19 protein-coding genes and 4 tRNA genes are annotated in these 23,670 nt (G+C 53.7%); 10 read left to right on the forward strand and 13 right to left on the reverse strand.

Annotation, left to right across the window (positions count from 1 at the left end; genetic code table 11):
- Nucleotides 1-72 precede the first annotated feature (72 nt).
- The 9 genes from thiC (at nt 73) to ABTW00_RS22135 (ending at nt 8,029) form a co-directional block, all read left to right on the forward strand.
- Nucleotides 73-1,971: a phosphomethylpyrimidine synthase ThiC gene (thiC, locus tag ABTW00_RS22095; RefSeq protein WP_038636137.1), complete on the forward strand. Its 1,899-nt coding sequence runs from the start codon at nt 73-75 to the stop codon at nt 1,969-1,971.
- Complete coding sequence (gene thiE, locus ABTW00_RS22100) at nt 1,971-2,606, forward strand: thiamine phosphate synthase (protein ID WP_085049791.1); 636 nt, start codon at nt 1,971-1,973, stop codon at nt 2,604-2,606. Before thiC ends, thiE begins: the two co-directional genes overlap by 1 nt.
- Nucleotides 2,599-3,357: a HesA/MoeB/ThiF family protein gene (locus tag ABTW00_RS22105; RefSeq protein WP_087856985.1), complete on the forward strand. Its 759-nt coding sequence runs from the start codon at nt 2,599-2,601 to the stop codon at nt 3,355-3,357. The genes thiE and ABTW00_RS22105 overlap by 8 nt, the downstream gene beginning before the upstream one ends.
- Nucleotides 3,338-3,538, forward strand: a complete 201-nt coding sequence (thiS, locus tag ABTW00_RS22110) for a sulfur carrier protein ThiS (protein ID WP_001166833.1) — start codon at nt 3,338-3,340, stop codon at nt 3,536-3,538. Before ABTW00_RS22105 ends, thiS begins: the two co-directional genes overlap by 20 nt.
- A gap of 1 nt (nt 3,539) precedes the next feature.
- On the forward strand, nt 3,540-4,310 hold the full coding sequence (gene thiG / locus ABTW00_RS22115) for a thiazole synthase (RefSeq protein ID WP_045344040.1): 771 nt from the start codon (nt 3,540-3,542) through the stop codon (nt 4,308-4,310).
- Nucleotides 4,307-5,437: a 2-iminoacetate synthase ThiH gene (gene thiH, locus ABTW00_RS22120; RefSeq protein WP_433637661.1), complete on the forward strand. Its 1,131-nt coding sequence runs from the start codon at nt 4,307-4,309 to the stop codon at nt 5,435-5,437. Before thiG ends, thiH begins: the two co-directional genes overlap by 4 nt.
- Nucleotides 5,438-5,670: 233 nt before the next feature.
- Nucleotides 5,671-7,212 carry a sensor domain-containing diguanylate cyclase gene (locus ABTW00_RS22125; RefSeq protein ID WP_433641112.1) on the forward strand — a complete coding sequence of 514 codons (1,542 nt, stop codon included), beginning with the start codon at nt 5,671-5,673 and terminating at the stop codon, nt 7,210-7,212.
- A 186-nt stretch (nt 7,213-7,398) separates the two neighbouring features.
- Nucleotides 7,399-7,704 (forward strand): PTS sugar transporter subunit IIB, encoded by a 306-nt coding sequence (locus ABTW00_RS22130; protein ID WP_064546542.1) that lies wholly within the window; start codon nt 7,399-7,401, stop codon nt 7,702-7,704.
- 7 nt (nt 7,705-7,711) lie between these two features.
- A complete protein-coding gene (locus tag ABTW00_RS22135; RefSeq protein ID WP_064546540.1) occupies nt 7,712-8,029 on the forward strand; it encodes a PTS lactose/cellobiose transporter subunit IIA in 318 nt (105 codons plus the stop codon).
- A 200-nt stretch (nt 8,030-8,229) separates the two neighbouring features.
- Here ABTW00_RS22135 and rpoC read toward each other — a convergent pair whose 3' ends face one another.
- The 13 genes from rpoC to ABTW00_RS22200 all read right to left on the reverse strand — a co-directional run bounded on the left by rpoC (nt 8,230) and on the right by ABTW00_RS22200 (nt 22,287).
- Nucleotides 8,230-12,453 carry a DNA-directed RNA polymerase subunit beta' gene (gene rpoC / locus ABTW00_RS22140; protein WP_064546538.1) on the reverse strand — a complete coding sequence of 1,408 codons (4,224 nt, stop codon included), beginning with the start codon at nt 12,451-12,453 and terminating at the stop codon, nt 8,230-8,232.
- Between the two features lie 76 nt (nt 12,454-12,529).
- Nucleotides 12,530-16,558 (reverse strand): DNA-directed RNA polymerase subunit beta, encoded by a 4,029-nt coding sequence (gene rpoB / locus ABTW00_RS22145; RefSeq protein WP_064546536.1) that lies wholly within the window; start codon nt 16,556-16,558, stop codon nt 12,530-12,532.
- A gap of 318 nt (nt 16,559-16,876) precedes the next feature.
- Entirely contained in the window at nt 16,877-17,242 is a 366-nt protein-coding gene (gene rplL, locus ABTW00_RS22150) for a 50S ribosomal protein L7/L12 (RefSeq protein ID WP_000028882.1), read from the reverse strand.
- A 66-nt stretch (nt 17,243-17,308) separates the two neighbouring features.
- Entirely contained in the window at nt 17,309-17,806 is a 498-nt protein-coding gene (gene rplJ / locus ABTW00_RS22155) for a 50S ribosomal protein L10 (RefSeq protein WP_001207203.1), read from the reverse strand.
- Between the two features lie 295 nt (nt 17,807-18,101).
- Nucleotides 18,102-18,806 (reverse strand): 50S ribosomal protein L1, encoded by a 705-nt coding sequence (gene rplA / locus ABTW00_RS22160; RefSeq protein WP_064546534.1) that lies wholly within the window; start codon nt 18,804-18,806, stop codon nt 18,102-18,104.
- Between the two features lie 3 nt (nt 18,807-18,809).
- On the reverse strand, nt 18,810-19,238 hold the full coding sequence (gene rplK, locus ABTW00_RS22165) for a 50S ribosomal protein L11 (protein WP_012133815.1): 429 nt from the start codon (nt 19,236-19,238) through the stop codon (nt 18,810-18,812).
- Between the two features lie 157 nt (nt 19,239-19,395).
- Nucleotides 19,396-19,941, reverse strand: coding sequence for a transcription termination/antitermination protein NusG (nusG, locus tag ABTW00_RS22170; RefSeq protein WP_002438628.1), 546 nt, complete (start codon nt 19,939-19,941; stop codon nt 19,396-19,398).
- Nucleotide 19,942: 1 nt separating this feature from the next.
- Nucleotides 19,943-20,326 carry a preprotein translocase subunit SecE gene (gene secE, locus ABTW00_RS22175; RefSeq protein ID WP_064546531.1) on the reverse strand — a complete coding sequence of 128 codons (384 nt, stop codon included), beginning with the start codon at nt 20,324-20,326 and terminating at the stop codon, nt 19,943-19,945.
- Between the two features lie 221 nt (nt 20,327-20,547).
- Nucleotides 20,548-21,732, reverse strand: coding sequence for an elongation factor Tu (gene tuf / locus ABTW00_RS22180; protein ID WP_047407352.1), 1,185 nt, complete (start codon nt 21,730-21,732; stop codon nt 20,548-20,550).
- Between the two features lie 116 nt (nt 21,733-21,848).
- Nucleotides 21,849-21,924: transfer RNA gene (locus tag ABTW00_RS22185), tRNA-Thr, on the reverse strand.
- Nucleotides 21,925-21,929: 5 nt separating this feature from the next.
- Nucleotides 21,930-22,004, reverse strand: a tRNA-Gly gene (locus ABTW00_RS22190).
- 119 nt (nt 22,005-22,123) lie between these two features.
- A tRNA-Tyr gene (locus tag ABTW00_RS22195) sits at nt 22,124-22,208 on the reverse strand.
- Between the two features lie 3 nt (nt 22,209-22,211).
- Nucleotides 22,212-22,287 (reverse strand) — tRNA-Thr (locus tag ABTW00_RS22200).
- Nucleotides 22,288-22,710: 423 nt separating this feature from the next.
- On the opposite strand from ABTW00_RS22200, the gene coaA reads away from it, so the two are divergent.
- Nucleotides 22,711-23,661, forward strand: a complete 951-nt coding sequence (gene coaA, locus ABTW00_RS22205; protein ID WP_065358485.1) for a type I pantothenate kinase — start codon at nt 22,711-22,713, stop codon at nt 23,659-23,661.
- The last annotated feature ends 9 nt before the right edge of the window (nt 23,662-23,670 follow it).

The raw sequence follows: 23,670 nt of genomic DNA on the forward strand, positions 1-23,670 counted from the left end.
TTACGGGCGGCGCACATCCATTACTCCATCCGTCGTCTGACAAGCCACGTCCTTACTTTTTTGGAATGAGCTATGTCTGCCACTACTAAACCATCACGCCGCGAACAGCGCGCCCAGGCCCAACACTTTATCGATACCCTGGAAGGTACCGCCTTTCCTGAGTCCAGACGCATCTATATCACCGGTTCGCAGCCGGATATCCGCATCCCGATGCGCGAAATTCAGCTCAGCCCAACGCTGATTGGCGGCAGTAAAGATAACCCGCAGTTTGAGGCGAACGAAGCCGTACCGGTGTACGACACCTCCGGCCCGTATGGCGATCCTGAGGTGGCGATTAACGTCCAGCAGGGTCTGGCGAAACTGCGCCAGCCGTGGATTGACGCACGCAATGATAGCGAAGAATTAGACGACCGTAGCTCGGCTTATACCAAAGAACGTCTGGCCGACGATGGTCTGGACGATCTGCGTTTTACCGGCCTGCTGACGCCGAAACGCGCCAAAGCAGGCAAGCGCGTCACCCAGTTGCATTACGCCCGCCAGGGGATCGTCACTCCCGAAATGGAGTTTATCGCCATCCGTGAAAATATGGGCCGCGAGCGCATTCGCAGTGAAGTGCTGCGCCACCAGCATCCGGGGATGAGCTTCGGCGCACGCCTGCCGGAAAACATCACCCCGGAATTCGTGCGTGATGAAGTGGCTGCCGGCCGCGCGATTATCCCCGCCAACATCAACCACCCGGAATCGGAGCCGATGATCATTGGCCGCAACTTCCTGGTCAAAGTGAATGCCAACATCGGTAACTCGGCGGTCACCTCCTCCATCGAAGAAGAGGTGGAAAAACTGGTCTGGTCGACCCGCTGGGGCGCGGACACGGTAATGGACCTCTCCACTGGCCGCTATATTCATGAAACCCGCGAGTGGATCCTGCGTAACAGCCCGGTACCGATCGGCACCGTACCGATCTATCAGGCGCTGGAGAAGGTCAACGGGATCGCCGAAGATCTCACCTGGGAAGCGTTCCGCGACACGCTACTGGAGCAAGCCGAACAAGGCGTCGACTACTTCACCATCCATGCGGGCGTATTGCTGCGCTACGTGCCAATGACCGCCAAACGCCTGACCGGTATTGTCTCGCGCGGCGGTTCAATTATGGCGAAATGGTGTCTCTCCCATCACAAAGAGAACTTCCTGTTCGAACATTTCCGCGAGATTTGCGAAATCTGCGCCGCCTACGACGTTTCCCTGTCGCTGGGCGACGGCCTGCGTCCCGGCTCCATCCAGGACGCCAACGACGAAGCGCAGTTCTCCGAGCTGCATACGCTGGGCGAGCTGACCAAAATCGCCTGGGAATACGACGTGCAGGTGATGATTGAAGGCCCGGGCCACGTGCCGATGCATATGATTCAGCGCAACATGACCGAAGAGCTGGAGAGCTGCCACGAAGCGCCGTTCTACACCTTAGGGCCGTTGACGACCGATATCGCGCCGGGCTATGACCACTTCACCTCCGGCATAGGCGCCGCAATGATCGGCTGGTTCGGCTGTGCGATGCTGTGTTACGTGACGCCGAAAGAGCACCTCGGCCTGCCGAACAAAGAAGATGTGAAGCAGGGGCTGATCACCTACAAAATCGCCGCCCACGCCGCGGATTTAGCCAAAGGACATCCGGGCGCGCAGATCCGCGATAACGCCATGTCGAAAGCGCGCTTTGAATTCCGCTGGGAAGATCAGTTTAACCTCGCGCTCGACCCGTTCACCGCCCGCGCTTATCACGATGAAACCCTGCCACAAGAATCCGGCAAGGTCGCCCACTTCTGTTCCATGTGCGGGCCGAAATTCTGCTCGATGAAAATCAGCCAGGAAGTGCGTGATTACGCCGCCGCGCAAACCATTGAAGTGGGGATGGCGGATATGTCGGAAAACTTCCGCGCCAAAGGCGGCGAAATTTATCTCAAACGGGAGGAAGCCTGATGTATCAGCCTGATTTCCCAACCGTGCCGTTCCGCCTCGGTCTTTACCCGGTGGTAGACAGCGTTGAATGGATTGAACGTCTGCTGGAGGCGGGCGTGCGCACCATTCAGTTGCGTATCAAAGAGAAACGCGATGAAGAGGTGGAAGCCGACGTTATCGCCGCCATCGCACTGGGGCGTCGTTATGATGCCCGCCTGTTTATTAACGACTACTGGCGGCTGGCGATTAAGCACAACGCCTACGGCGTGCATCTGGGCCAGGAAGACCTCGAAACCACCGACCTGCAGGCCATTCAGGCGGCGGGCTTACGCCTGGGTGTATCCACTCACGATGATATGGAGATTAACGTCGCACTCGCCGCTAAGCCTTCTTATATCGCGCTCGGCCACGTCTTCCCGACGCAAACCAAGCAGATGCCTTCCGCCCCGCAGGGGCTGGCGCAGTTGGCCAGTCATATTGAACGACTGGCGGATTACCCGACCGTCGCGATCGGCGGCATCAGCCTTGAACGCGCCCCGTCGGTGCTGGCGACTGGCGTCGGCAGTATTGCCGTGGTCAGCGCTATTACTCAGGCCGCCGACTGGCGCGCCGCTACCGCGCAGTTACTGGATATTGCGGGAGTTGGCGATGAATGACCGCGATTTTATGCGCTACAGCCGGCAAATCCTGCTCGGCGATATCGCCATTGAAGGCCAGCAAAAGCTGCTCGCGAGTCATGTGCTGATCGTGGGTTTAGGCGGGTTAGGTTCACCTGCCGCGCTGTATCTGGCGGGAGCAGGCATCGGCAAACTGACGCTGGTAGACGACGACGACATTCATCTGAGCAATTTGCAGCGCCAGATTCTATTTACCACTGATGATATCGCACGTTCAAAATCTCAGGTTGCCCGGCAGCGCCTGACACGGCTCAACCCGGATATCGAACTGGTATCACTCCAGCAGCGACTTAAAGGCGATGCGCTCCGGCATACGGTCGCGCGGGCCGATGTAGTGCTCGACTGTACCGATAACATGGCCACGCGCCAGGAAATCAACGCCGCCTGCGTAGCGCTCAATATCCCACTCATCACCGCCAGCGCTGTCGGCTTTGGCGGTCAGTTGATGGTGCTCACGCCGCCGTGGGAACAAGGCTGTTACCGCTGCCTGTGGCCGGATGATGTAGAGCCGGAACGCAACTGCCGCACCGCTGGCGTGCTCGGCCCGGTGGTTGGCGTGATGGGTACCTTGCAGGCGCTGGAGGCGATTAAATTACTTAGCGGTATTGAGACGCCGGGCGGGGAGCTACGTCTGTTTGACGGCAAAACCAGCCAGTGGCGCAGCCTCGCGCTGCGTCGCGCCAACGGCTGTCCGGTATGCGGAGGGCAGCATGCAAATTCAATTCAATGATGAGCCGATGCAGTGCGCCGCAGGGCAAACCGTCAGCGGGCTGCTTATCCAGCTCAACCAGCTCAAACCGGGCGCGGCGTTGGCGCTCAATCAGCAGATCCTGCCGCGCGAGCAGTGGGAACAGCAAATCGTGCAGGAAGGCGACCAGATCCTGCTTTTTCAGGTTATTGCAGGGGGTTGAGATGTTACGTATTGCCGACAAAACGTTTGATTCACATCTGTTCACCGGTACCGGGAAGTTTGCCTCTTCGCAGCTGATGGTCGAGGCGATTCGCGCTTCCGGCAGCCAGTTGGTGACGCTGGCGATGAAGCGCGTGGACCTGCGCCAGCACAACGATGCGATTCTGGCACCGCTAATTGAAGCGGGCGTCACGCTGCTACCCAATACCTCCGGGGCGAAAACCGCCGAAGAGGCGATCTTCGCCGCCCAACTGGCGCGTGAAGCGCTGGGCACCCACTGGCTGAAATTAGAAATCCACCCGGACGCCCGTTGGCTGCTGCCGGATCCAATCGAAACGCTAAAAGCCGCCGAGGCGCTGGTGAAGCAGGGGTTTGTCGTGCTGCCCTACTGCGGCGCGGATCCGGTTTTGTGCAAGCGGCTGGAAGAGGTCGGCTGCGCGGCGGTGATGCCGCTCGGCGCGCCTATCGGCTCTAACCAGGGGCTGGAAACCAAAGCCATGCTGGAGATCATTATCCAGCAGGCCACCGTGCCGGTGGTGGTCGACGCCGGGATCGGCGTGCCCAGCCACGCGGCGCAGGCGCTGGAAATGGGCGCTGATGCGGTGCTGGTCAACACGGCGATTGCCGTGGCGGACGATCCGGTGATGATGGCAACCGCCTTTCGTCTGGCGGTGGAAGCCGGATTACTGGCGCGGCAGGCTGTGCCAGGAAGCAAAAGTTCGCAGGCCAGCGCCACCAGCCCGCTCACCGGCTTTCTGGAGGCGTTAGCATGAAAACCTTCACCGACCGCTGGCGGCAACTGGAGTGGGACGACATTCGCCTGCGCATCAACGGTAAAACCGCCGCTGACGTGGAACGCGCGCTTAACGCTCCACAGCTAAGTCGTGACGACCTGATGGCACTGCTCTCCCCCGCCGCCGCCGATTACCTTGAACCGCTGGCGCAACGGGCGCAAAAGCTGACTCGCCAGCGCTTCGGCAACACCGTCAGTTTTTACGTGCCGCTTTATCTCTCAAACCTCTGCGCTAATGACTGTACCTACTGCGGTTTTTCTATGAGCAACCGCATCAAACGTAAGACGCTGGACGAGGCAGAAATCGCCCGCGAGTGCGCCGCCATCCGCGAGTTGGGTTTTGAACACCTGCTGCTCGTCACCGGCGAACATCAGAGCAAAGTGGGCATGGACTACTTTCGCCGCCATCTCCCGGCCATTCGCCAGCAGTTCGCCTCGTTACAGATGGAAGTGCAGCCGCTGGCGACCGGGGAGTATGCCGAACTGAAAACGCTGGGGCTGGATGGCGTAATGGTTTATCAGGAGACCTATCACGAAGGGATGTATGCCCAGCATCATCTGAAGGGGAAAAAGCAGGACTTCTTCTGGCGCCTTGACACCCCGGATAGGCTCGGCCAGGCCGGAATTGATAAAATCGGTCTCGGCGCGCTGATTGGCTTATCCGATAGCTGGCGGGTTGACTGTTTTATGGTCGCTGAGCATCTGCTGTGGCTCCAGCAGCGTTACTGGAAAAGCCGCTACGCCATCTCCTTCCCTCGCCTGCGGCCCTGTGCAGGCGGCATTGAACCGGCATCGTTGATGGATGAACGTCAGTTGGTGCAGACCATCTGTGCTTTCCGCCTGTTCTCGCCGGATACCGAGCTGTCGCTGTCGACGCGTGAGTCGCCGTGGTTCCGCGACCGCGTGGTTCCGCTGGCGATCAATAACGTCAGCGCCTTCTCCAAAACGCAGCCCGGCGGCTACGCCGATAATCACCCTGAGCTTGAGCAGTTTTCGCCGCACGATGGCAGGACGCCTGAGGAAGTGGCCAGCGCGCTCGCCGCTCGCGGGCTTCAGCCGGTATGGAAAGATTGGGATAGCTGGTTGGGGCGTGGCGCCCAGCGCTAAAAATCGTCTACACTTATTCACGGCGGCGCGAATTGACGTCGCCCTGCTCTTAATTTTGACGAAAGAATATTTCATAAAAACCGGCTGGTACTAGCAATTTAATCTATAGATGTAGATTAAATACTCATATTTAATTCAATACCGTATAATTATTGAGTCATAAATATGTGTGTGATATTGCCGTACCAGTCTTCGCTGGTTTTCTGCAATTTTCCCCAGGAATGGAAACCATGATGAGTTCTCACAGCAGAAGGCTGTCATTTACCACACCAATCTTTATTAGCTTTGCCGGCATTATTCTGTGCTTTGTCATCATTGCCACACTGGTTACGATTATTCAACGTAACGATATCATTCGTGATTATCATAGTATTAACCGCAATTTCACCCATAACCTCGCGGTCAATTACACCGAATCTATCCTGCACGAAAATGATTATATTCTGGGACGTGCTGCAACCTATTTGGCTCGCAACGATGAGCTAAACAGAATTGTGAATATTGACCCGGAACAGGGGCTGCAATCCATGATGCAGCTGCTGTCGATGATGCCGACAGTCTCGTCGCTGTCCGTCGCCGATGCCGAGGGCCACTATCTGCGAGCGCCGCAGGCGGTCGCGCGCCAGGACTCCCCCACGTTCAATGCTACCTCCCGCCCCTGGTTTGTGCACCAGGGGGATGCGGGTGTCTTTAGTCGCTACACTCAGCCCTATGTCGATTTCTTTACCCAACAGCAGACCGTGACGCTGGCAAAACCGGTTATCTCTACCGACGGAAAATTGAAGGGCACGCTGGCGTTCCACTTTGATTTAGCCGCCATGAGCCATACCCTGCGCCAGATGAGGCCGCCGGTACAGGGCGAATTCTTCGTGGTCAACCGCCAGGGCCAGGCGTTGCTGCATCCGGACAGCGGCAAGCTCTTCCAGGCGGTCGTTTCTGAGCAACTGCTTAGCGCTATGACGGCCGGTGAAGGAGAAGTGTTCGATAAGGCTCACCGGACCTGGTATTACTACTATTCGTTCACCAACCCCGACTGGTTCGTGATTTATAAGGTTTCAGGCCATACGCTCAGCCTACTTGCCCAGCATGAGAGCATCATCATTATGTGGGGCTTCGCGCTGGCAGGCCTGATTATCATCACCTTCGGCCTGTATTTACGTCACGCTTCCCGCGGCATTCTGATGAATATCATCAACGCGATTAAGACGGGCGATACCAACCGCGCCCCGGGTCTTGAAGTGATGCTACATAAAGCCATAGAAACCAACAAAGAACGCGAGCAGGCCTACGTTCGCCAGGCGACCGTCGATTCACTCACCGGCTGTAAGAACCGTTGGGCTTTTGATACCGACATCACTGCGCTAATGAACGAACGTCAGTCATTTGCGCTAGCGCTGGTTGATATCGATAACTTTAAATCGATCAACGATACCTGGGGCCACCTCAGCGGTGATATCGTGCTGCGCAGCGTGGCTCGTGAAGGGATTGCCATTTTACAGGCACATGGTCTGTCGCTTTACCGCTACGGCGGCGAGGAGTTCGCGGTGATTTTCACTGCCGAGCATATCGCCGAGTCTGCCGCATTACTCGAATTGTGGCGGATAAACGTCGCCAACCGTACGTGGCGTGAAGAAGGCCTGCATGTCACCTTCAGCGCCGGGCTTGGCGAATGGCATATGGAAACGCTGGATCATCTGGTCTCCAGCGTCGATGAAGCACTCTATCGTGCCAAACGACAGGGCAAAAACCGTATCGAGCGCACCTCAGAAGCCTGACGCTTTCCTCCTGTTATAGAAAACCCGCTTTGCGGGTTTTTTTATACCGTCATCGCATGAAGATGTAACCGGTTTCAGTTTTTTGAGACGATCTTTGTGATGGCTTACACACAATCGTCGCAAACCGGTTGTTGATCGTTTCAGCTCGCGATAAACATGAGTCATCACGGGTCATGAGGGAGCATTATGAAGAATATCGTTTTATGCTGCGCTGCAGGTATGTCCACCAGCATGCTGGTTCAACGTATGAAGGATGCAGCTCAGAAGAAAGGGGTTGAAGTCTCAATCAAAGCCGTACCAGTGGCCGAATTCAAAGCGAACATCAACGAAGCAGATATCGTTCTGCTCGGTCCGCAGGTGAAGTACGAGCAGGCTAAGCTACAGGCTCTGGCGGACCCTCTGGGCAAGAAAGTCGCGGTCATCGACATGATGGACTACGGCATGATGAAAGGCGACGTAGTGCTTGAGAAAGCCCTTAAGTTAATGGAGTGAGAAAGACGTGGAAGATTTAGAATCAATCATCATGGAACTGCTGGTCAACGCCGGTGCCGCACGTAGTTCTGCCTTAACCGCATTACAGCTGGCACGCAAAAGCGACTTCGAAGGCGCAGAAAAAGCGATGGAAGAATCCCGCGAGTTTGTCAAACTGGCTCACGGTATCCAGACTCAGCTGATCGGCATCGACGAAGGCACGGGCAAACTGCCGGTTAACCTGATTACCGTTCACTCTCAGGACCACCTGATGAACGCGATGGTTATCCAGGACCTGGCAACCGACATGATTGAGCTGTATCGCCGTATTCCACTGGTTAGCTAAGCGCACAACAACGGAATAGAAAAGGCACCCTTATGGGGTGCCTTTTGCTTTTGTAGGCCGTATAAGGCGTTTACGCCGCCATCCGGCAATGTGTACTCCATGGATTGCCTGATGGCACTACGCTAATCAGGCCTACCGGAACCATAAAAAAGGCCAGTCCGAAGACTGGCCTTTTCAACTTATCGCACTAGCGTGAACGATCAGTCGTTATCAGAACCACCCAGACCTGCGTTCAGCAGTTCTGCCAGGCTCGCGGTCGCTTCTTCTGCGCTAACCTGCGGCGCAACGGAAACTTCACCCGCCGCACGGCGACGGATGCGATCCTGGTGATACGCATAACCGGTACCAGCCGGGATCAGACGACCCACGATAACGTTCTCTTTCAGGCCGCGCAGTTCGTCGCGTTTGCCCGCAACGGCTGCTTCGGTCAGGACACGCGTGGTCTCCTGGAACGATGCTGCAGAGATGAACGACTCGGTTGCCAGAGACGCTTTGGTGATACCCAGCAGATCGCGGGAGAAGGTTGCGCCCACTTTGCCGTTCGCTTCCAGCTCGCGGTTAGCGATCTTGACGCGGGAGTATTCAACCTGCTCGCCTTCCAGGAAGTCGGAGCTACCAGCGCTTTCGATGGTGGCTTTACGCAGCATCTGACGAACGATAACTTCGATGTGTTTATCGTTAATCTTAACGCCCTGCAGACGGTATACGTCCTGAACTTCGTTAACGATATAACGAGTTACAGCATGTACGCCACGCAGACGCAGGATGTCGTGCGGCGCTTCCGGACCGTCGGAAACCACGTCACCACGTTCTACACGTTCGCCTTCGAACACGTTGAGCTGACGCCATTTCGGAATCATCTCTTCGTAAGGTTCGCTACCGTCTACCGGAGTGATAACCAGACGACGTTTCCCTTTGGTTTCTTTACCGAAGGAAATGATGCCGCTGATTTCAGCCAGGATTGCCGGCTCTTTCGGACGACGTGCTTCGAACAGGTCCGCAACGCGCGGCAGACCACCGGTGATGTCCTTGGTACCGCCGGATTCCTGCGGAACACGGGCCAGGGTGTCACCAGAACTGATCTGAACGCCATCATCCAGCTGAACAATCGCTTTACCCGGCAGGAAGTACTGAGCAGGCATATCGGTGCCTGGGATCAGAACGTCGTTGCCCTGAGCGTCAACAATTTTCAGTGCCGGACGCAGGTCTTTACCACCCGCAGTACGCTCTGCAGAATCCAGAACCACCAGAGAAGACAGACCGGTCAGCTCGTCGGTCTGACGAGTAATGGTCTGGCCGTCGATCATGTCAGTGAAGCGAACAAAACCGCTTACTTCGGTGATAACCGGCATGGTGTGCGGATCCCAGTTTGCAACGGTTTCACCGCCGGCAACCTGCTCGCCATCACCTTTCGCCATAACGGAGCCGTAAGGCACTTTATAGCTTTCTTTGGTACGGCCGAATTCGTCGATCAGCTTCAGCTCGGTGTTACGGGAAGTGATAACCAGTTTACCGCTGGAGTTCACAACCGACTTCGCGTTGCTGAGCTTGATGCTACCTTTGTTCTTAACCTGGATGCTGGATTCAGCAGCCGCACGAGATGCCGCACCACCGATGTGGAACGTACGCATCGTCAGCTGTGTACCCGGCTCACCGATGGACTGTGCAGCGATAACGCCGATAGCCTCACCTTTGTTGATGATGTGGCCACGCGCCAGGTCACGACCGTAGCAGTGCGCACAGACACCAAAGTCGGTGTCACAGGATACAACGGAGCGAACCTTGACGGAGTCAACGGAGTTAACTTCCAGCAGGTCACACCACTGTTCGTTCAGCAGCGTGTTACGCGGAACCAGAATGTCTGCGGTACCCGGCTTCAGAACGTCTTCAGCAGTCACACGACCCAGTACGCGATCGCGCAGCGGCTCTTTAACGTCACCACCCTCGATAACCGGGGTCATGGTGATGCCTTCCAGGGTGCCACAGTCGTCTTCAGTAACAACCAGATCCTGTGCAACGTCAACCAGACGACGCGTCAGATAACCGGAGTTCGCTGTTTTCAGTGCGGTATCCGCCAGACCTTTACGCGCACCGTGAGTAGAGATGAAGTACTGGAGTACGTTCAGACCTTCACGGAAGTTCGCGGTGATTGGCGTTTCGATGATGGAGCCATCTGGCTTCGCCATCAGACCACGCATACCTGCCAGCTGACGAATCTGTGCCGCAGAACCACGCGCACCGGAGTCGGCCATCATGTAGATGCTGTTGAAGGAAACCTGCTGCTCTTCTTCGCCGTTACGGTTAATAACGGTTTCAGTTTGCAGGTTGTCCATCATCGCTTTGGATACACGATCGTTCGCCGCAGCCCAGATATCGATAACTTTGTTATAGCGTTCGCCGGCGGTTACCAGACCAGACTGGAACTGTTCCTGAATCTCAGCAACTTCTGCTTCCGCTTCGCTGATGATTTCGTATTTCTTCTCCGGAATCACCATGTCGTCGATACCAACAGACGCACCTGAACGGGCTGCGTATGCAAAGCCGGTGTACATGGTCTGGTCAGCAAAGATAACGGTCGGTTTCAGGCCCAGAATGCGGTAACAGGTGTTCAGCATTTTGGAGATCGCTTTTTTACCCAGCGGCTGGTTCACGATAGTGAACGGCAGACCTTTAGGAACGATCATCCACAGAATGGCACGACCAACGGTAGTGTCTTTCAGTGAAGTTTTTGCTACGAACTCGCCGTTCTCGTCTTTTTCGTATTCAGTGATACGAACTTTAACGCGAGCGTGCAGTTCAGCCTGGCCAGAGCGGTACAGACGTTCCGCTTCTTTCGGGCCAGTCAGCACCATGCCTTCGCCTTTGGCGTTGATTTTGTCACGGGTCATGTAGTACAGACCCAATACCACGTCCTGAGACGGAACGATGATAGGCTCGCCGTTCGCCGGTGACAGGATGTTGTTGGTAGACATCATCAGCGCACGCGCTTCCAGCTGGGCTTCCAGCGTCAGCGGTACGTGAACAGCCATCTGGTCACCATCAAAGTCGGCGTTGTACGCCGCACAAACCAGCGGGTGCAGCTGGATAGCTTTACCTTCGATCAGTACCGGCTCAAATGCCTGGATACCCAGACGGTGCAGGGTTGGTGCACGGTTCAGCATAACCGGGTGTTCGCGGATCACTTCGTCCAGGATATCCCAAACGACAGCTTCTTCGCGCTCAACCATTTTCTTCGCGGCTTTGATGGTGGTGGCGAGGCCACGCAGTTCCAGCTTGCCGTAGATGAACGGTTTGAACAGCTCCAGCGCCATTTTCTTCGGCAGACCGCACTGATGCAGACGCAGGTATGGACCTACGGTGATTACAGAACGACCGGAGTAGTCAACACGCTTACCGAGCAGGTTCTGACGGAAACGACCCTGTTTACCTTTGATCATGTCGGCCAAAGATTTCAGAGGACGCTTGTTAGAACCGGTGATCGCACGACCGCGACGACCGTTATCCAGCAGGGCGTCGACCGCTTCCTGCAGCATACGTTTTTCGTTGCGTACGATGATGTCCGGCGCAGCCAGATCCAGCAGACGTTTCAGACGGTTGTTACGGTTAATGACGCGACGATACAGATCGTTCAGGTCAGAAGTCGCGAAACGACCACCATCCAGCGGAACCAGCGGACGCAGATCTGGCGGCAGAACCGGCAGAACGGTCAGGATCATCCACTCTGGCTTGTTGCCAGACTGTACGAACGCTTCCAGCAGCTTGATACGCTTGGTCAGCTTCTTACGCTTGGTTTCGGAGTTGGTTTCGTTCAGCTCTTCGCGCAGAGTTTCACACTCTTGCTCCAGATCCATGCTCTTCAGCAGGGCCTGGATAGCTTCCGCACCCATCTTCGCGTCGAATTCGTCACCGAACTCTTCCAGCGCGTCCAGATACTGCTCTTCAGTCAGGATCTGTTGACGTTCCAGGTTGGTCATACCGCCTTCGATAACCACATAAGATTCGAAGTACAGTACGCGTTCGATATCGCGCAGCGGCATATCGAGCAGCAGACCGATACGGGACGGCAGCGATTTCAGGAACCAGATGTGCGCAGTCGGACATGCCAGCTCGATGTGGCCCATGCGCTCACGACGCACTTTGGTCTGGGTCACTTCAACGCCGCACTTCTCACAGATCACACCGCGGTGTTTCAGGCGCTTGTACTTACCGCACAGGCACTCGTAGTCTTTTACCGGCCCGAAGATACGGGCGCAGAAAAGGCCGTCACGCTCAGGTTTGAACGTACGGTAGTTGATGGTTTCCGGCTTTTTAACTTCACCGAAAGACCATGAACGGATCATGTCTGGCGAAGCCAGAGCAATTTTGATCGCATCAAACTCTTCGGTTTTAGTCTGCGCTTTCAGAAACTTTAATAAATCTTTCACGGATTTGCTCCCGTCGGAGTTAGCACAATCCACTGCCGGGAATGACCCCGGCAGCAGTGACCTGTTTGAGCGAGGATTACTCGTCTTCCAGTTCGATGTTGATGCCCAGCGAGCGGATTTCTTTCAACAGTACGTTGAAGGATTCCGGCATGCCCGGTTCCATCTGATGGTTGCCATCTACGATGTTCTTATACATCTTAGTACGGCCGTTCACGTCATCAGACTTAACGGTGAGCATTTCTTGCAGGGTGTAGGCGGCGCCGTAAGCTTCCAGCGCCCACACTTCCATCTCCCCGAAGCGCTGACCACCGAACTGCGCCTTACCACCCAGCGGCTGCTGAGTAACCAGGCTGTAAGAACCGGTGGAACGCGCGTGCATCTTGTCGTCGACCAGGTGGTTCAGTTTCAGCATGTACATGTAACCTACGGTTACCGGACGCTCGAACTGTTCACCGGTACGGCCGTCGAACAGGGTGATCTGACCGGAAGTCGGCAGGTCGCCCAGCTGCAGCAGTTCTTTAATTTCCGCTTCTTTCGCACCGTCGAATACCGGCGTTGCGATCGGCATACCTTTACGCAGGTTTTCAGCCAGACGCAGAACTTCATCATCGCTGAAGGTGCTCAGGTCGACTTTCTGACGAACGTCTGCGCCCAGATCGTAAGCACGCTGGATGAACTCGCGCAGTTTGGCGACTTCCTGCTGCTGTTTCAGCATGGCGTTGATCTTATCGCCGATACCTTTCGCAGCCATACCCAGGTGGGTTTCAAGGATCTGACCGATGTTCATACGCGATGGTACGCCCAGCGGGTTCAGAACGATATCTACCGGCGTACCGTTAGCATCGTGCGGCATATCTTCGATCGGGTTGATCTTGGAGATAACACCCTTGTTACCGTGACGACCTGCCATTTTGTCACCAGGCTGGATACGGCGTTTAACGGCCAGGTATACCTTAACAATCTTCAGCACGCCCGGTGCCAGATCGTCGCCTTGGGTGATTTTGCGGCGTTTCGCTTCGAGTTTCTTCTCAAACTCGTGCTTCAGTTCGTCGTACTGTTCAGCCAGCTGTTCCAGCTGATTCTGTTTCTCTTCGTCGGTCAGGCCGAGTTCTAACCAGCGGTCACGCGGCAGTTTGTCGAGCTTCTCAGCTTCAACACCACCGGCAACCAGCACAGCGTAGATACGGCTGAACAGGCCAGCTTCGAGGATCTGCAGTTCTTCAGACAGGTCTTTCTTAGCCTGCTTCAGCTGCATCTCTTCAATTTCCAGCGCACGTTTGTCTTTTTCTACGCCATCGCGAGTAAAGACCTGAACGTCGATAACGGTACCGGAAACGCTGTTTGGTACGCGCAGAGAAGAGTCTTTAACGTCAGACGCTTTCTCACCGAAGATCGCACGCAGCAGCTTCTCTTCTGGGGTCAGCTGGGTTTCACCTTTCGGCGTTACCTTACCAACCAGAATGTCGCCACCGGTCACTTCTGCACCAATGTAAACGATACCGGATTCATCCAGTTTGGAGAGAGCAGCTTCACCCACGTTCGGGATGTCAGCGGTGATCTCTTCCGGCCCCAGCTTGGTGTCACGGGACACACAGGCCAGTTCCTGAATGTGGATGGTGGTGAAACGGTCTTCCTGAACCACACGCTCGGATACGAGGATGGAGTCTTCGAAGTTGTAACCGTTCCATGGCATGAATGCCACGCGCATGTTCTGACCCAGCGCCAGTTCACCCAGGTCGGTGGACGGGCCATCTGCCAGCACGTCGCCGCGCTCGATTGGCTCACCCAGAGACACGCAAGGCATCTGGTTAATACAGGTGTTCTGGTTAGAACGGGTGTATTTGGTCAAGTTGTAGATGTCGATACCCGCTTCGCCCGGATACATCTCGTCTTCGTTAACTTTGATAACGATACGGGAAGCATCGACGTACTGAACGGTACCGCCACGCTTAGCAACTGCAGTAACACCGGAGTCGACGGCTACAGCACGTTCCATACCGGTACCAACCAGCGGCTTATCAGCGCGCAGAGTCGGAACCGCCTGACGTTGCATGTTCGCACCCATCAATGCACGGTTGGCGTCATCGTGTTCCAGGAACGGGATCAGGGACGCACCGACGGATACCACCTGCTGGGTGGATACGTCCATGTAGTCAACCTGGTCGCGGCTGAACAAGCTGGATTCGCCTTTGCTACGGCAGGTAACCAGATCTTCTACAAAGTGGCCTTCGTCATCCAGGTTGGAGTTCGCCTGAGCGATAACGTAGTTGCCTTCTTCGATAGCAGACAGGTAATGAATTTCGTCGGTTACAACACCGTCGGTCACTTTACGGTACGGAGTCTCAAGGAAGCCGTATTCGTTAGTCTGTGCATACACGGACAGGGAGTTGATCAGACCGATGTTCGGACCTTCAGGCGTTTCGATTGGACATACGCGACCGTAGTGAGTCGGGTGTACGTCTCGAACTTCGAAGCCTGCGCGTTCACGGGTCAAACCGCCTGGGCCGAGTGCGGAGATACGACGTTTGTGCGTAATCTCAGACAGCGGGTTGTTCTGGTCCATAAACTGAGACAGCTGGCTGGAACCAAAGAACTCTTTCACTGCTGCGGAAATCGGCTTGGCGTTGATCATATCCTGAGGCATCAGGGTATCCAGATCGCCCAGAGACAGACGCTCTTTCACCGCACGCTCTACACGTACCAGGCCAACGCGGAACTGGTTTTCCGCCATTTCGCCTACGGAACGGATACGACGGTTGCCGAGGTGGTCGATGTCATCGACTTCGCCTTTACCGTTACGGATATCGATGAGCTTCTTCATCACTTCAATGATGTCGTCTTTGCTCAGGATACCGGAACCTTCGATTTCGTCGCGCAGCAGAGAACGGTTGAACTTCATACGACCAACCGCAGACAGGTCATAGCGGTCTTCGGAGAAGAACAGGTTCTCGAACAGGCTTTCAGCAGCTTCACGAGTCGGCGGCTCACCAGGGCGCATCATGCGGTAGATTTCTACCAGCGCGCTCAGACGATCGTTGGTTGGGTCGACGCGTACAGTTTCAGAAATGTAGGCGCCGTGGTCCAGATCGTTAGTGAACAGCGTTTCGATACGCTTGTGGCCAGACTGGCTCAGCTTAGCCAGCAGATCCAGGCTCAGCTCCATGTTGGCCGGGCAGATCAGCTCGCCGGTAGATTCGTCAACGTAGTCTTTAGAAGCAACTTTGCCAGCGATGTACTCAACCGGAACTTCGATATGTTTGATATCGTCTTTTTCCAGCTGGCGAATGTGGCGCGCAGTAATACGGCGGCCTTTTTCAACGTACACTTTACCGTTCGCTTCGATGTCGAAGGAGGCGGTTTCGCCACGCAGACGTTCTGGAATCAGCTCCATCTGCAGCTTGTTGTCGCGAATTTCGAAGACAACTTTCTCAAAGAACAGGTCAAGGATCTGCTCAGTGGTGTAGTTCAGCGCACGCAGGATGATGGTCGCAGGCAGTTTACGGCGACGGTCGATACGTACGAACAGGTTGTCCTTCGGATCGAATTCGAAGTCCAGCCAGGAACCACGGTAAGGAATGATGCGCGCGTTATACAGCACTTTACCCGAAGAGTGGGTTTTGCCTTTATCGGAGTCAAAGAAGACGCCTGGGCTACGATGCAGCTGAGAAACGATAACACGCTCAGTACCGTTGATAACAAAGGTACCGTTGTCGGTCATGAGCGGAATTTCGCCCATGTAGACTTCTTGTTCTTTAATGTCTTTTACGGTGCCTTCCGGCGCTTCGCGCTCGTAGATCACCAGACGCAGTTTTACGCGCAGCGGTGCGGAATAGGTCACGCCACGGATCTGACATTCCTGAACGTCAAAGACAGGTTCGCCAAGACGGTAGCTGACGTATTGCAGCTCGGAGTTACCGCTGTAGCTTTTAATCGGGAATACGGAACGGAAAGCCGCTTCCAGACCATACTGACCTTCAGGATCTTGCTCGATAAACTTCTGGAACGAGTCAAGCTGGATAGAAAGGAGATATGGGACATCCAGTACTTGTGGACGTTTACCAAAATCCTTACGAATACGTTTTTTCTCGGTATAGGAGTAAACCATAGGGTTCCTCAGCTCGCTGACAAGTCGACGCATCTGTCCATGGGCAGACAGTTTGTGCAACACTATTTTGTTGACCGGAAAATGGAACACTTTCCGCAATACCTGTTGCTATCACGCTTAAACCATTTCATTGCGATTTACACAGAGCGAGCACCCTGTCGCAATATATTAAGTCGTCGATAGAAACATGCATTGTCAGGACAACCAGTAGTCAAACAGTGTGAAATGCTACTGGCGCCATACAGCGCAAAATGGCTGGTGACTAAAAAGTCACCAGCCATCGGCCTGATTACTCAGGCTTCAACCAGAAAAGTTGGCTTATTTAACTTCAACTTCAGCGCCAGCTTCTTCCAGAGATTTTTTCAGTGCTTCAGCGTCATCTTTGCTCACGCCTTCTTTCAGAGCGGCCGGAGCAGATTCTACCAGGTCTTTAGCTTCTTTCAGACCCAGGCCAGTTGCGCCACGTACTGCTTTGATTACAGCAACTTTGTTAGCGCCAGCAGCTTTCAGAATTACGTCGAATTCAGTTTTTTCTTCAGCAGCTTCAGCCGGGCCAGCAGCTACAGCTACAGCAGCAGCAGCGGAAACACCGAATTTTTCTTCCATTGCAGAGATCAGCTCAACAACGTCCATTACGGACATAGCGGATACTGCTTCAATGATTTGATCTTTAGTGATAGACATTTAAATTGTTCCTGAATATCAGAATAAGTTTATACGTAAGCAGATGCTTTACAAAGATAACTGCGATTAAGCAGCTTCTTTCGCATCGCGTACAGCAGCCAGAGTGCGAACCAGTTTGCCAGCCGAAGCTTCTTTCATGGTTGCCATCAGGCGTGCAATTGCTTCTTCGTAGGTCGGCAGAGTTGCCAGGCGGTCGATCTGAGACGCCGGGATCAGCTCACCTTCAAAGGCTGCAGCTTTGACCTCAAATTTTGCATTCGCTTTCGCGAACTCTTTGAACAGACGAGCAGCAGCGCCCGGGTGTTCCATAGAGTATGCAATCAGGGTCGGACCAACAAACGTGTCTTTCAGGCACTCGAACTGAGTACCTTCAACGACGCGACGCAGCAGGGTGTTACGAACAACACGCATGTATACGCCAGCTTCACGACCTGCTTTACGCAGTTCAGTCATTTTATCTACAGTTACGCCACGGGAATCCGCAACTACTGCAGACAGCGCGCCTTTGGCTACTTCGCTGACTTCAGCAACAATCGCTTGTTTGTCTTGAAGATTTAAAGCCATTAGCTTTGCTCCTGGATGTTTGCCAGAGCTTATGCTCTGGAACTCACTTCACTCATCTCAACGAGAAGAGCGTCTTAATACGGTGAGCAGAAACAAGCCAAAGAGTACTTTAAAAAATAATCTTAGCGTTCTGTCACCGTCTACGCAGGGGATTAAGTTTCTTGCGAAACACCTGCGGTCTTCGACGGAGGCCTGGATAGGCCAGGCTCCAACGAACAAATCTTTTTAGCCGCTAACTTTTGTTAGCAAACGTGGGGGTAAGATTGTAGACAAAATCACCGCCCACGTAAAGGCATTAGTTTGCAGCAGCGCTCAGGCCAGCCTGGTCAACTGCAACACCCGCACCCATGGTGGTGGAGATGCTAACTTTCTTGATGTACACGCCTTTCGCCTGAGTTGGTTTTGCTTTTTTCAGCGCAACCAGCAGAGCTTCCAGGTTTTCTTTCAGTTTGTCAGCGTCAAAGTCCACTTTACCGATGGTGGTGTGGATGATGCCGTTTTTGTCGTTACGGTAACGAACCTGACCCGCTTTAGCGTTCTTAACCGCTTCAGCAACGTTCGGAGTTACGGTACCAACTTTCGGGTTTGGCATCAGGCCGCGCGGGCCCAGAACCTGACCCAGCTGGCCAACAACGCGCATTGCATCCGGGGAAGCAATAACAACGTCGAAGTTCATTTCGCCTTTCTTGATCTGTTCAGCCAGATCTTCCATACCTACCAGCTCAGCGCCAGCAGCTTTAGCTGCTTCAGCGTTCGGGCCCTGGGTAAATACGGCAACGCGAACAGAACGGCCAGTACCGTGCGGCAGTACAGTTGCACCACGTACGTTCTGGTCAGATTTACGAGCGTCGATGCCGAGGTTAACGGCAACGTCAACGCTTTCGTTGAATTTAGCAGTGGCCAGCTCTTTCAGCAGAGAGATAGCTTCGTTGATGTCGTACTGTTTAGTTGCATCAACTTTTTCACGGATCACGCGCATACGCTTGGTCAGTTTAGCCATTTCTTAGTCCTCCACTACCAGGCCCATGGAACGTGCAGTACCTTCGATGGAGCGAGTCATCGCTTCAATGTCGGCACCGGTCATGTCGGCAGCTTTGGTCTGCGCGATTTCCTGCAGCTGAGCGCGGGAAATTTTACCTACTTTGTCTTTGTTCGGCTTACCGGAACCAGACTTAATACCAGCCGCTTTCTTCAGCAGAACTGCTGCCGGAGGCGTTTTGGTAATGAAGGTGAAAGAACGGTCAGCGTAAACTGTGATAACAACCGGAATCGGCAGACCTTTTTCGATGGAATCAGTCTTCGCGTTGAACGCTTTGCAGAATTCCATGATGTTAACACCCTGTTGACCCAGAGCAGGACCAACCGGCGGACTCGGGTTTGCCATACCAGCTGCAACCTGCAGCTTAACGTAGGCTTGGACTTTCTTAGCCATTCTAAAATCCTCTAATTGGGTAATAGCGCCTCAAGGAGGCTCCCCGTGAATAAAAATCGTTTTACAGGCCGTGGCCCATAAAAACAAAAGGCGCGAAATTGTATGTCAATTTCGCGCCCTATGCAACGATTAGATCGATGCTTTTTTGATCGCAGCCTTACGCTTTCTCAACCTGGGCGAAGTCCAGCTCTACCGGGGTCGCACGACCGAAGATAGATACAGATACTTTCAGGCGAGACTTCTCGTAATCCACTTCTTCAACCACGCCGTTGAAGTCAGCGAACGGACCGTCACTAACGCGAACCATTTCACCCGGTTCAAACAGCGTTTTCGGACGCGGCTTATCACCAACCTGCTGCAGGCGGTTCATAATCGCATCAACTTCTTTGTCGCTGATTGGCGCCGGACGGTCAGAGGTACCGCCGATAAAGCCCATTACGCGCGGAACGCTGCGCACCAGGTGCCAGCTCGCATCGTTCATCACCATCTGAACTAATACGTAGCCAGGGAAGAATTTGCGCTCGCTCTTACGACGCTGGCCGCCACGGATTTCAACCACTTCTTCGGTCGGAACCATGACTTCGCCGAACAGCTCTTCCATGTTGTGTAATTTGATATGCTCGCGCAGCGAAGTCGCTACACGGCCTTCAAAACCGGAAAACGCCTGAACGACGTACCAACGCTTTTTAGGTGCTTCAGACATCTTAGAACCTCAGGCCAGTGATAAAGGATACCAGGCGAACCAGAATACCATCCAGTCCCCACAGGATCAGTGACATTACCGCAGTGACCGCAGCAACGATCAGCGTAGTGTGCAGCGTTTCCTGGCGAGTCGGCCAAATCACCTTACGAACTTCCGTTCTCGCTTCACGAGCAAACGCAACGGTCGCTTTGCCTTTCGTCGTCAACAGCGCGACACCACCCGCTGCAGCAATAATAATTACTACGGCCAGCGCACGCAGCGGCAGCATCATGTCGCGATAAAGGTAGTTACCCACAATTGCGACAATCAGCAATACGGCAACAACGACCCACTTCATCGCTTCCAGGCCGCGCCCGCTCCCTTGAGCTTCGGTATTCGCACTCATAAACCAACCTGTCAGAAGTATTCTACAAACATTTCCACCCCGCGATTGCGAGGCGATCCAAACCGAAATAAGTTTCGGACTAAACGCCCTCTACAGAGCCTGTCTCAGCAATGATTATGGCAAAAATAATCACTGATGAGCCAGGTTCTGGTTCGACAGCGTACAAAAAGGGCATCAAATGATGCCCTTTTATTGCGCATTGCGTCAAATGTTATCAGCAATTAGCTCATTACTTTGGCAACAACGCCCGCGCCAACGGTACGACCGCCTTCACGGATTGCGAAACGCAGACCATCGTCCATCGCGATCGGGTGGATCAGGGTAACAACCATTTTGATGTTGTCGCCCGGCATTACCATCTCAACGCCTTCCGGCAGTTCGATGGTGCCAGTCACGTCAGTAGTACGGAAGTAGAACTGCGGACGGTAGCCTTTGAAGAACGGAGTATGACGGCCGCCTTCGTCTTTGGACAGAATGTACACTTCAGATTCGAACTTGGTGTGCGGCTTGATAGAACCCGGCTTAGCCAGTACCTGACCACGTTCGATTTCTTCACGTTTGATACCACGCAGCAGAACACCAACGTTCTCACCAGCACGGCCTTCGTCCAGCAGTTTGCGGAACATTTCAACGCCGGTACAGGTAGACTTAGCGGTGTCTTTGATACCAACGATTTCAACTTCTTCGCCAACTTTGATAATACCGCGTTCTACACGACCGGTAACAACGGTACCACGACCGGAGATGGAGAATACGTCTTCGATCGGCAGCAGGAACGGCTTGTCAATCGCACGCTCTGGTTCCGGGATGTAAGAATCCAGGAAGCCCGCCAGTTCGATGATTTTCGCTTCCCACTCAGCGTCGCCTTCCAGCGCTTTCAGAGCAGAACCACGAACGATCGGCGTGTCGTCGCCCGGGAAGTCGTACTGAGACAGAAGTTCACGAACTTCCATTTCAACCAGTTCCAGCAGCTCTTCGTCATCAACCATGTCGCATTTATTCAGGAACACGATGATGTACGGAACGCCAACCTGACGACCCAGCAGGATGTGCTCACGAGTCTGCGGCATCGGGCCGTCAGTCGCAGCAACAACCAGGATCGCGCCGTCCATCTGCGCAGCACCGGTGATCATGTTTTTAACATAGTCGGCGTGCCCCGGGCAGTCTACGTGCGCGTAGTGGCGAGTCGGGGTGTCGTATTCAACGTGGGAGGTGTTGATGGTGATACCACGAGCTTTTTCTTCCGGTGCGTTATCGATCTGGTCGAAAGCACGAGCAGCACCGCCGTAGGTTTTAGCCAGAACGGTAGTGATTGCAGCGGTCAGGGTAGTTTTACCATGGTCAACGTGGCCGATAGTACCGACGTTGACGTGCGGTTTGGTACGTTCAAATTTTTCTTTAGACATCGATAGTCCCTCTAATACACGGATAAATCGGTGATATCACCACATCAACCAGACAAAACGCCTGAATTGTTGAATGCTTGAATTTGAACAGAGAGAAATGGGAGGGAGAAGAGAAGTGGTGCTGATACCCAGAGTCGAACTGGGGACCTCACCCTTACCAAGGGTGCGCTCTACCAACTGAGCCATATCAGCACGTCTGGAGCGGGCAGCGGGAATCGAACCCGCATCATCAGCTTGGAAGGCTGAGGTAATAGCCATTATACGATGCCCGCATCCTAAAACTCGGCTACCCAGTTCTTTCTGTGCCAAAGGAAAGAGATTTCTCCCTTTCCTTTGTTTGAGCTAGTTATTTTACCAACCAACTCTGGCTTCGCAATGCTTAGCCTGAAAGTGGTGGTGGGGGAAGGATTCGAACCTTCGAAGTCTGTGACGGCAGATTTACAGTCTGCTCCCTTTGGCCGCTCGGGAACCCCACCTGATGGTGCCGACTACCGGAATCGAACTGGTGACCTACTGATTACAAGTCAGTTGCTCTACCTACTGAGCTAAGTCGGCATCAAGTAGCGCGCATTCTATGGAGACATGCGGTGACATGCAACTAAAAAATTGCATAAAATGTTCTATCGCTCACGTTTTGTGCATTTGCGCGTAAAAACTCAGCAAAACGTCTTTTTTACGTCCAAAAATCTCGCCGTGAATCGATAGTCTCGCGATGCTTTACTCGTCTTTAACGATATCCAGAGCAAAAGTTCAGGCTGGATAGCGTAGATTTTCACATTGTCTTCTATTAGTACTCTTTCTTCATTAATGGCAAATCGCCTGGTTGAGAACAAACTGTGGCGTTTTCTCACGAAAGCACCACTAATTTGGATTTTTTCTTCTTTTTCTCTTCTACCTGGTGTTAACCTCCTGCCCATTGTCCTGATTAACTGAATGTGAAGCGTCGCGTGCAGTCAGCGTGGTAGCCAGAACATGCTTATGAGAAAACAAGAGCAAACGTTAATGACACCTTATCTACAGTTCAATCGTAGCCAGTGGGCAGCGCTGCGCGATTCCGTGCCAATGACCCTGACTGAAGGCGAAATTACGCGCTTAAAAGGTATCAACGAAGATCTGTCGCTGGAGGAAGTGGCGGAGATCTATTTGCCTTTGTCACGTTTATTGAACTTCTATATTAGTTCTAACCTGCGCCGCCAGGCGGTGCTGGAGCAGTTCCTCGGCACTAACGGCCAACGCATTCCTTATATCATCAGTATCGCGGGGAGCGTGGCGGTCGGTAAAAGTACAACCGCGCGCGTGTTACAGGCGCTGCTTAGTCGTTGGCCGGAACACCGCCGCGTCGAGCTAATCACTACCGACGGTTTCCTGCATCCTAACGAGGTGCTTAAAGAGCGCGGTCTGATGAAGAAGAAAGGCTTCCCGCAGTCGTATGATATGCACCGACTGGTGAAGTTCGTTTCTGACCTGAAATCTGGCGTACCGAACGTTACCGCGCCGGTCTATTCTCATCTGATTTATGACGTTATTCCTGACGGCGATAAAACGGTCACTCATCCGGACATTCTCATTCTTGAGGGATTAAACGTTCTGCAGAGCGGGATGGATTATCCGCACGATCCGCATCATGTATTTGTGTCTGACTTCGTTGATTTCTCTATTTATGTTGATGCGCCAGAAAAATTATTACAGTCGTGGTATATCAATCGTTTTCTGAAATTCCGTGAAGGGGCTTTTACTGACCCGGATTCTTATTTCCATAACTATGCGCAGCTTTCCAAAGAGGAAGCCATTAACGTCGCAACATCACTTTGGAATGAAATTAACCTACGGAATTTAAACGAAAATATTCTGCCAACGCGTGAGCGTGCAAGTTTAATTCTGACGAAAAGCGCTAACCACTCCGTTGAACAAGTGCGTTTGCGGAAATAAATGAGATAA

Source organism: Kluyvera georgiana (assembly GCF_050990895.1).
In the GTDB taxonomy this organism is placed as follows: domain Bacteria; phylum Pseudomonadota; class Gammaproteobacteria; order Enterobacterales; family Enterobacteriaceae; genus Kluyvera; species Kluyvera georgiana.

Coding starts and splice junctions, on each gene's coding strand:
- ABTW00_RS22130 (WP_064546542.1), top strand. CDS start 7,399: ATGAAGAATATCGTTTTATGCTGCGCTGCAGGTATGTCCACCAGCATG.
- secE (WP_064546531.1), bottom strand. CDS start 20,326: ATGAGTGCGAATACCGAAGCTCAAGGGAGCGGGCGCGGCCTGGAAGCG.
- rplL (WP_000028882.1), bottom strand. CDS start 17,242: ATGTCTATCACTAAAGATCAAATCATTGAAGCAGTATCCGCTATGTCC.
- ABTW00_RS22125 (WP_433641112.1), top strand. CDS start 5,671: ATGAGTTCTCACAGCAGAAGGCTGTCATTTACCACACCAATCTTTATT.
- ABTW00_RS22105 (WP_087856985.1), top strand. CDS start 2,599: ATGAATGACCGCGATTTTATGCGCTACAGCCGGCAAATCCTGCTCGGC.
- rplJ (WP_001207203.1), bottom strand. CDS start 17,806: ATGGCTTTAAATCTTCAAGACAAACAAGCGATTGTTGCTGAAGTCAGC.
- thiG (WP_045344040.1), top strand. CDS start 3,540: ATGTTACGTATTGCCGACAAAACGTTTGATTCACATCTGTTCACCGGT.
- rpoB (WP_064546536.1), bottom strand. CDS start 16,558: ATGGTTTACTCCTATACCGAGAAAAAACGTATTCGTAAGGATTTTGGT.
- thiH (WP_433637661.1), top strand. CDS start 4,307: ATGAAAACCTTCACCGACCGCTGGCGGCAACTGGAGTGGGACGACATT.
- thiS (WP_001166833.1), top strand. CDS start 3,338: ATGCAAATTCAATTCAATGATGAGCCGATGCAGTGCGCCGCAGGGCAA.
- rplA (WP_064546534.1), bottom strand. CDS start 18,806: ATGGCTAAACTGACCAAGCGTATGCGCGTGATCCGTGAAAAAGTTGAT.
- tuf (WP_047407352.1), bottom strand. CDS start 21,732: ATGTCTAAAGAAAAATTTGAACGTACCAAACCGCACGTCAACGTCGGT.
- rplK (WP_012133815.1), bottom strand. CDS start 19,238: ATGGCTAAGAAAGTCCAAGCCTACGTTAAGCTGCAGGTTGCAGCTGGT.
- nusG (WP_002438628.1), bottom strand. CDS start 19,941: ATGTCTGAAGCACCTAAAAAGCGTTGGTACGTCGTTCAGGCGTTTTCC.
- thiC (WP_038636137.1), top strand. CDS start 73: ATGTCTGCCACTACTAAACCATCACGCCGCGAACAGCGCGCCCAGGCC.
- thiE (WP_085049791.1), top strand. CDS start 1,971: ATGTATCAGCCTGATTTCCCAACCGTGCCGTTCCGCCTCGGTCTTTAC.
- coaA (WP_065358485.1), top strand. CDS start 22,711: ATGAGAAAACAAGAGCAAACGTTAATGACACCTTATCTACAGTTCAAT.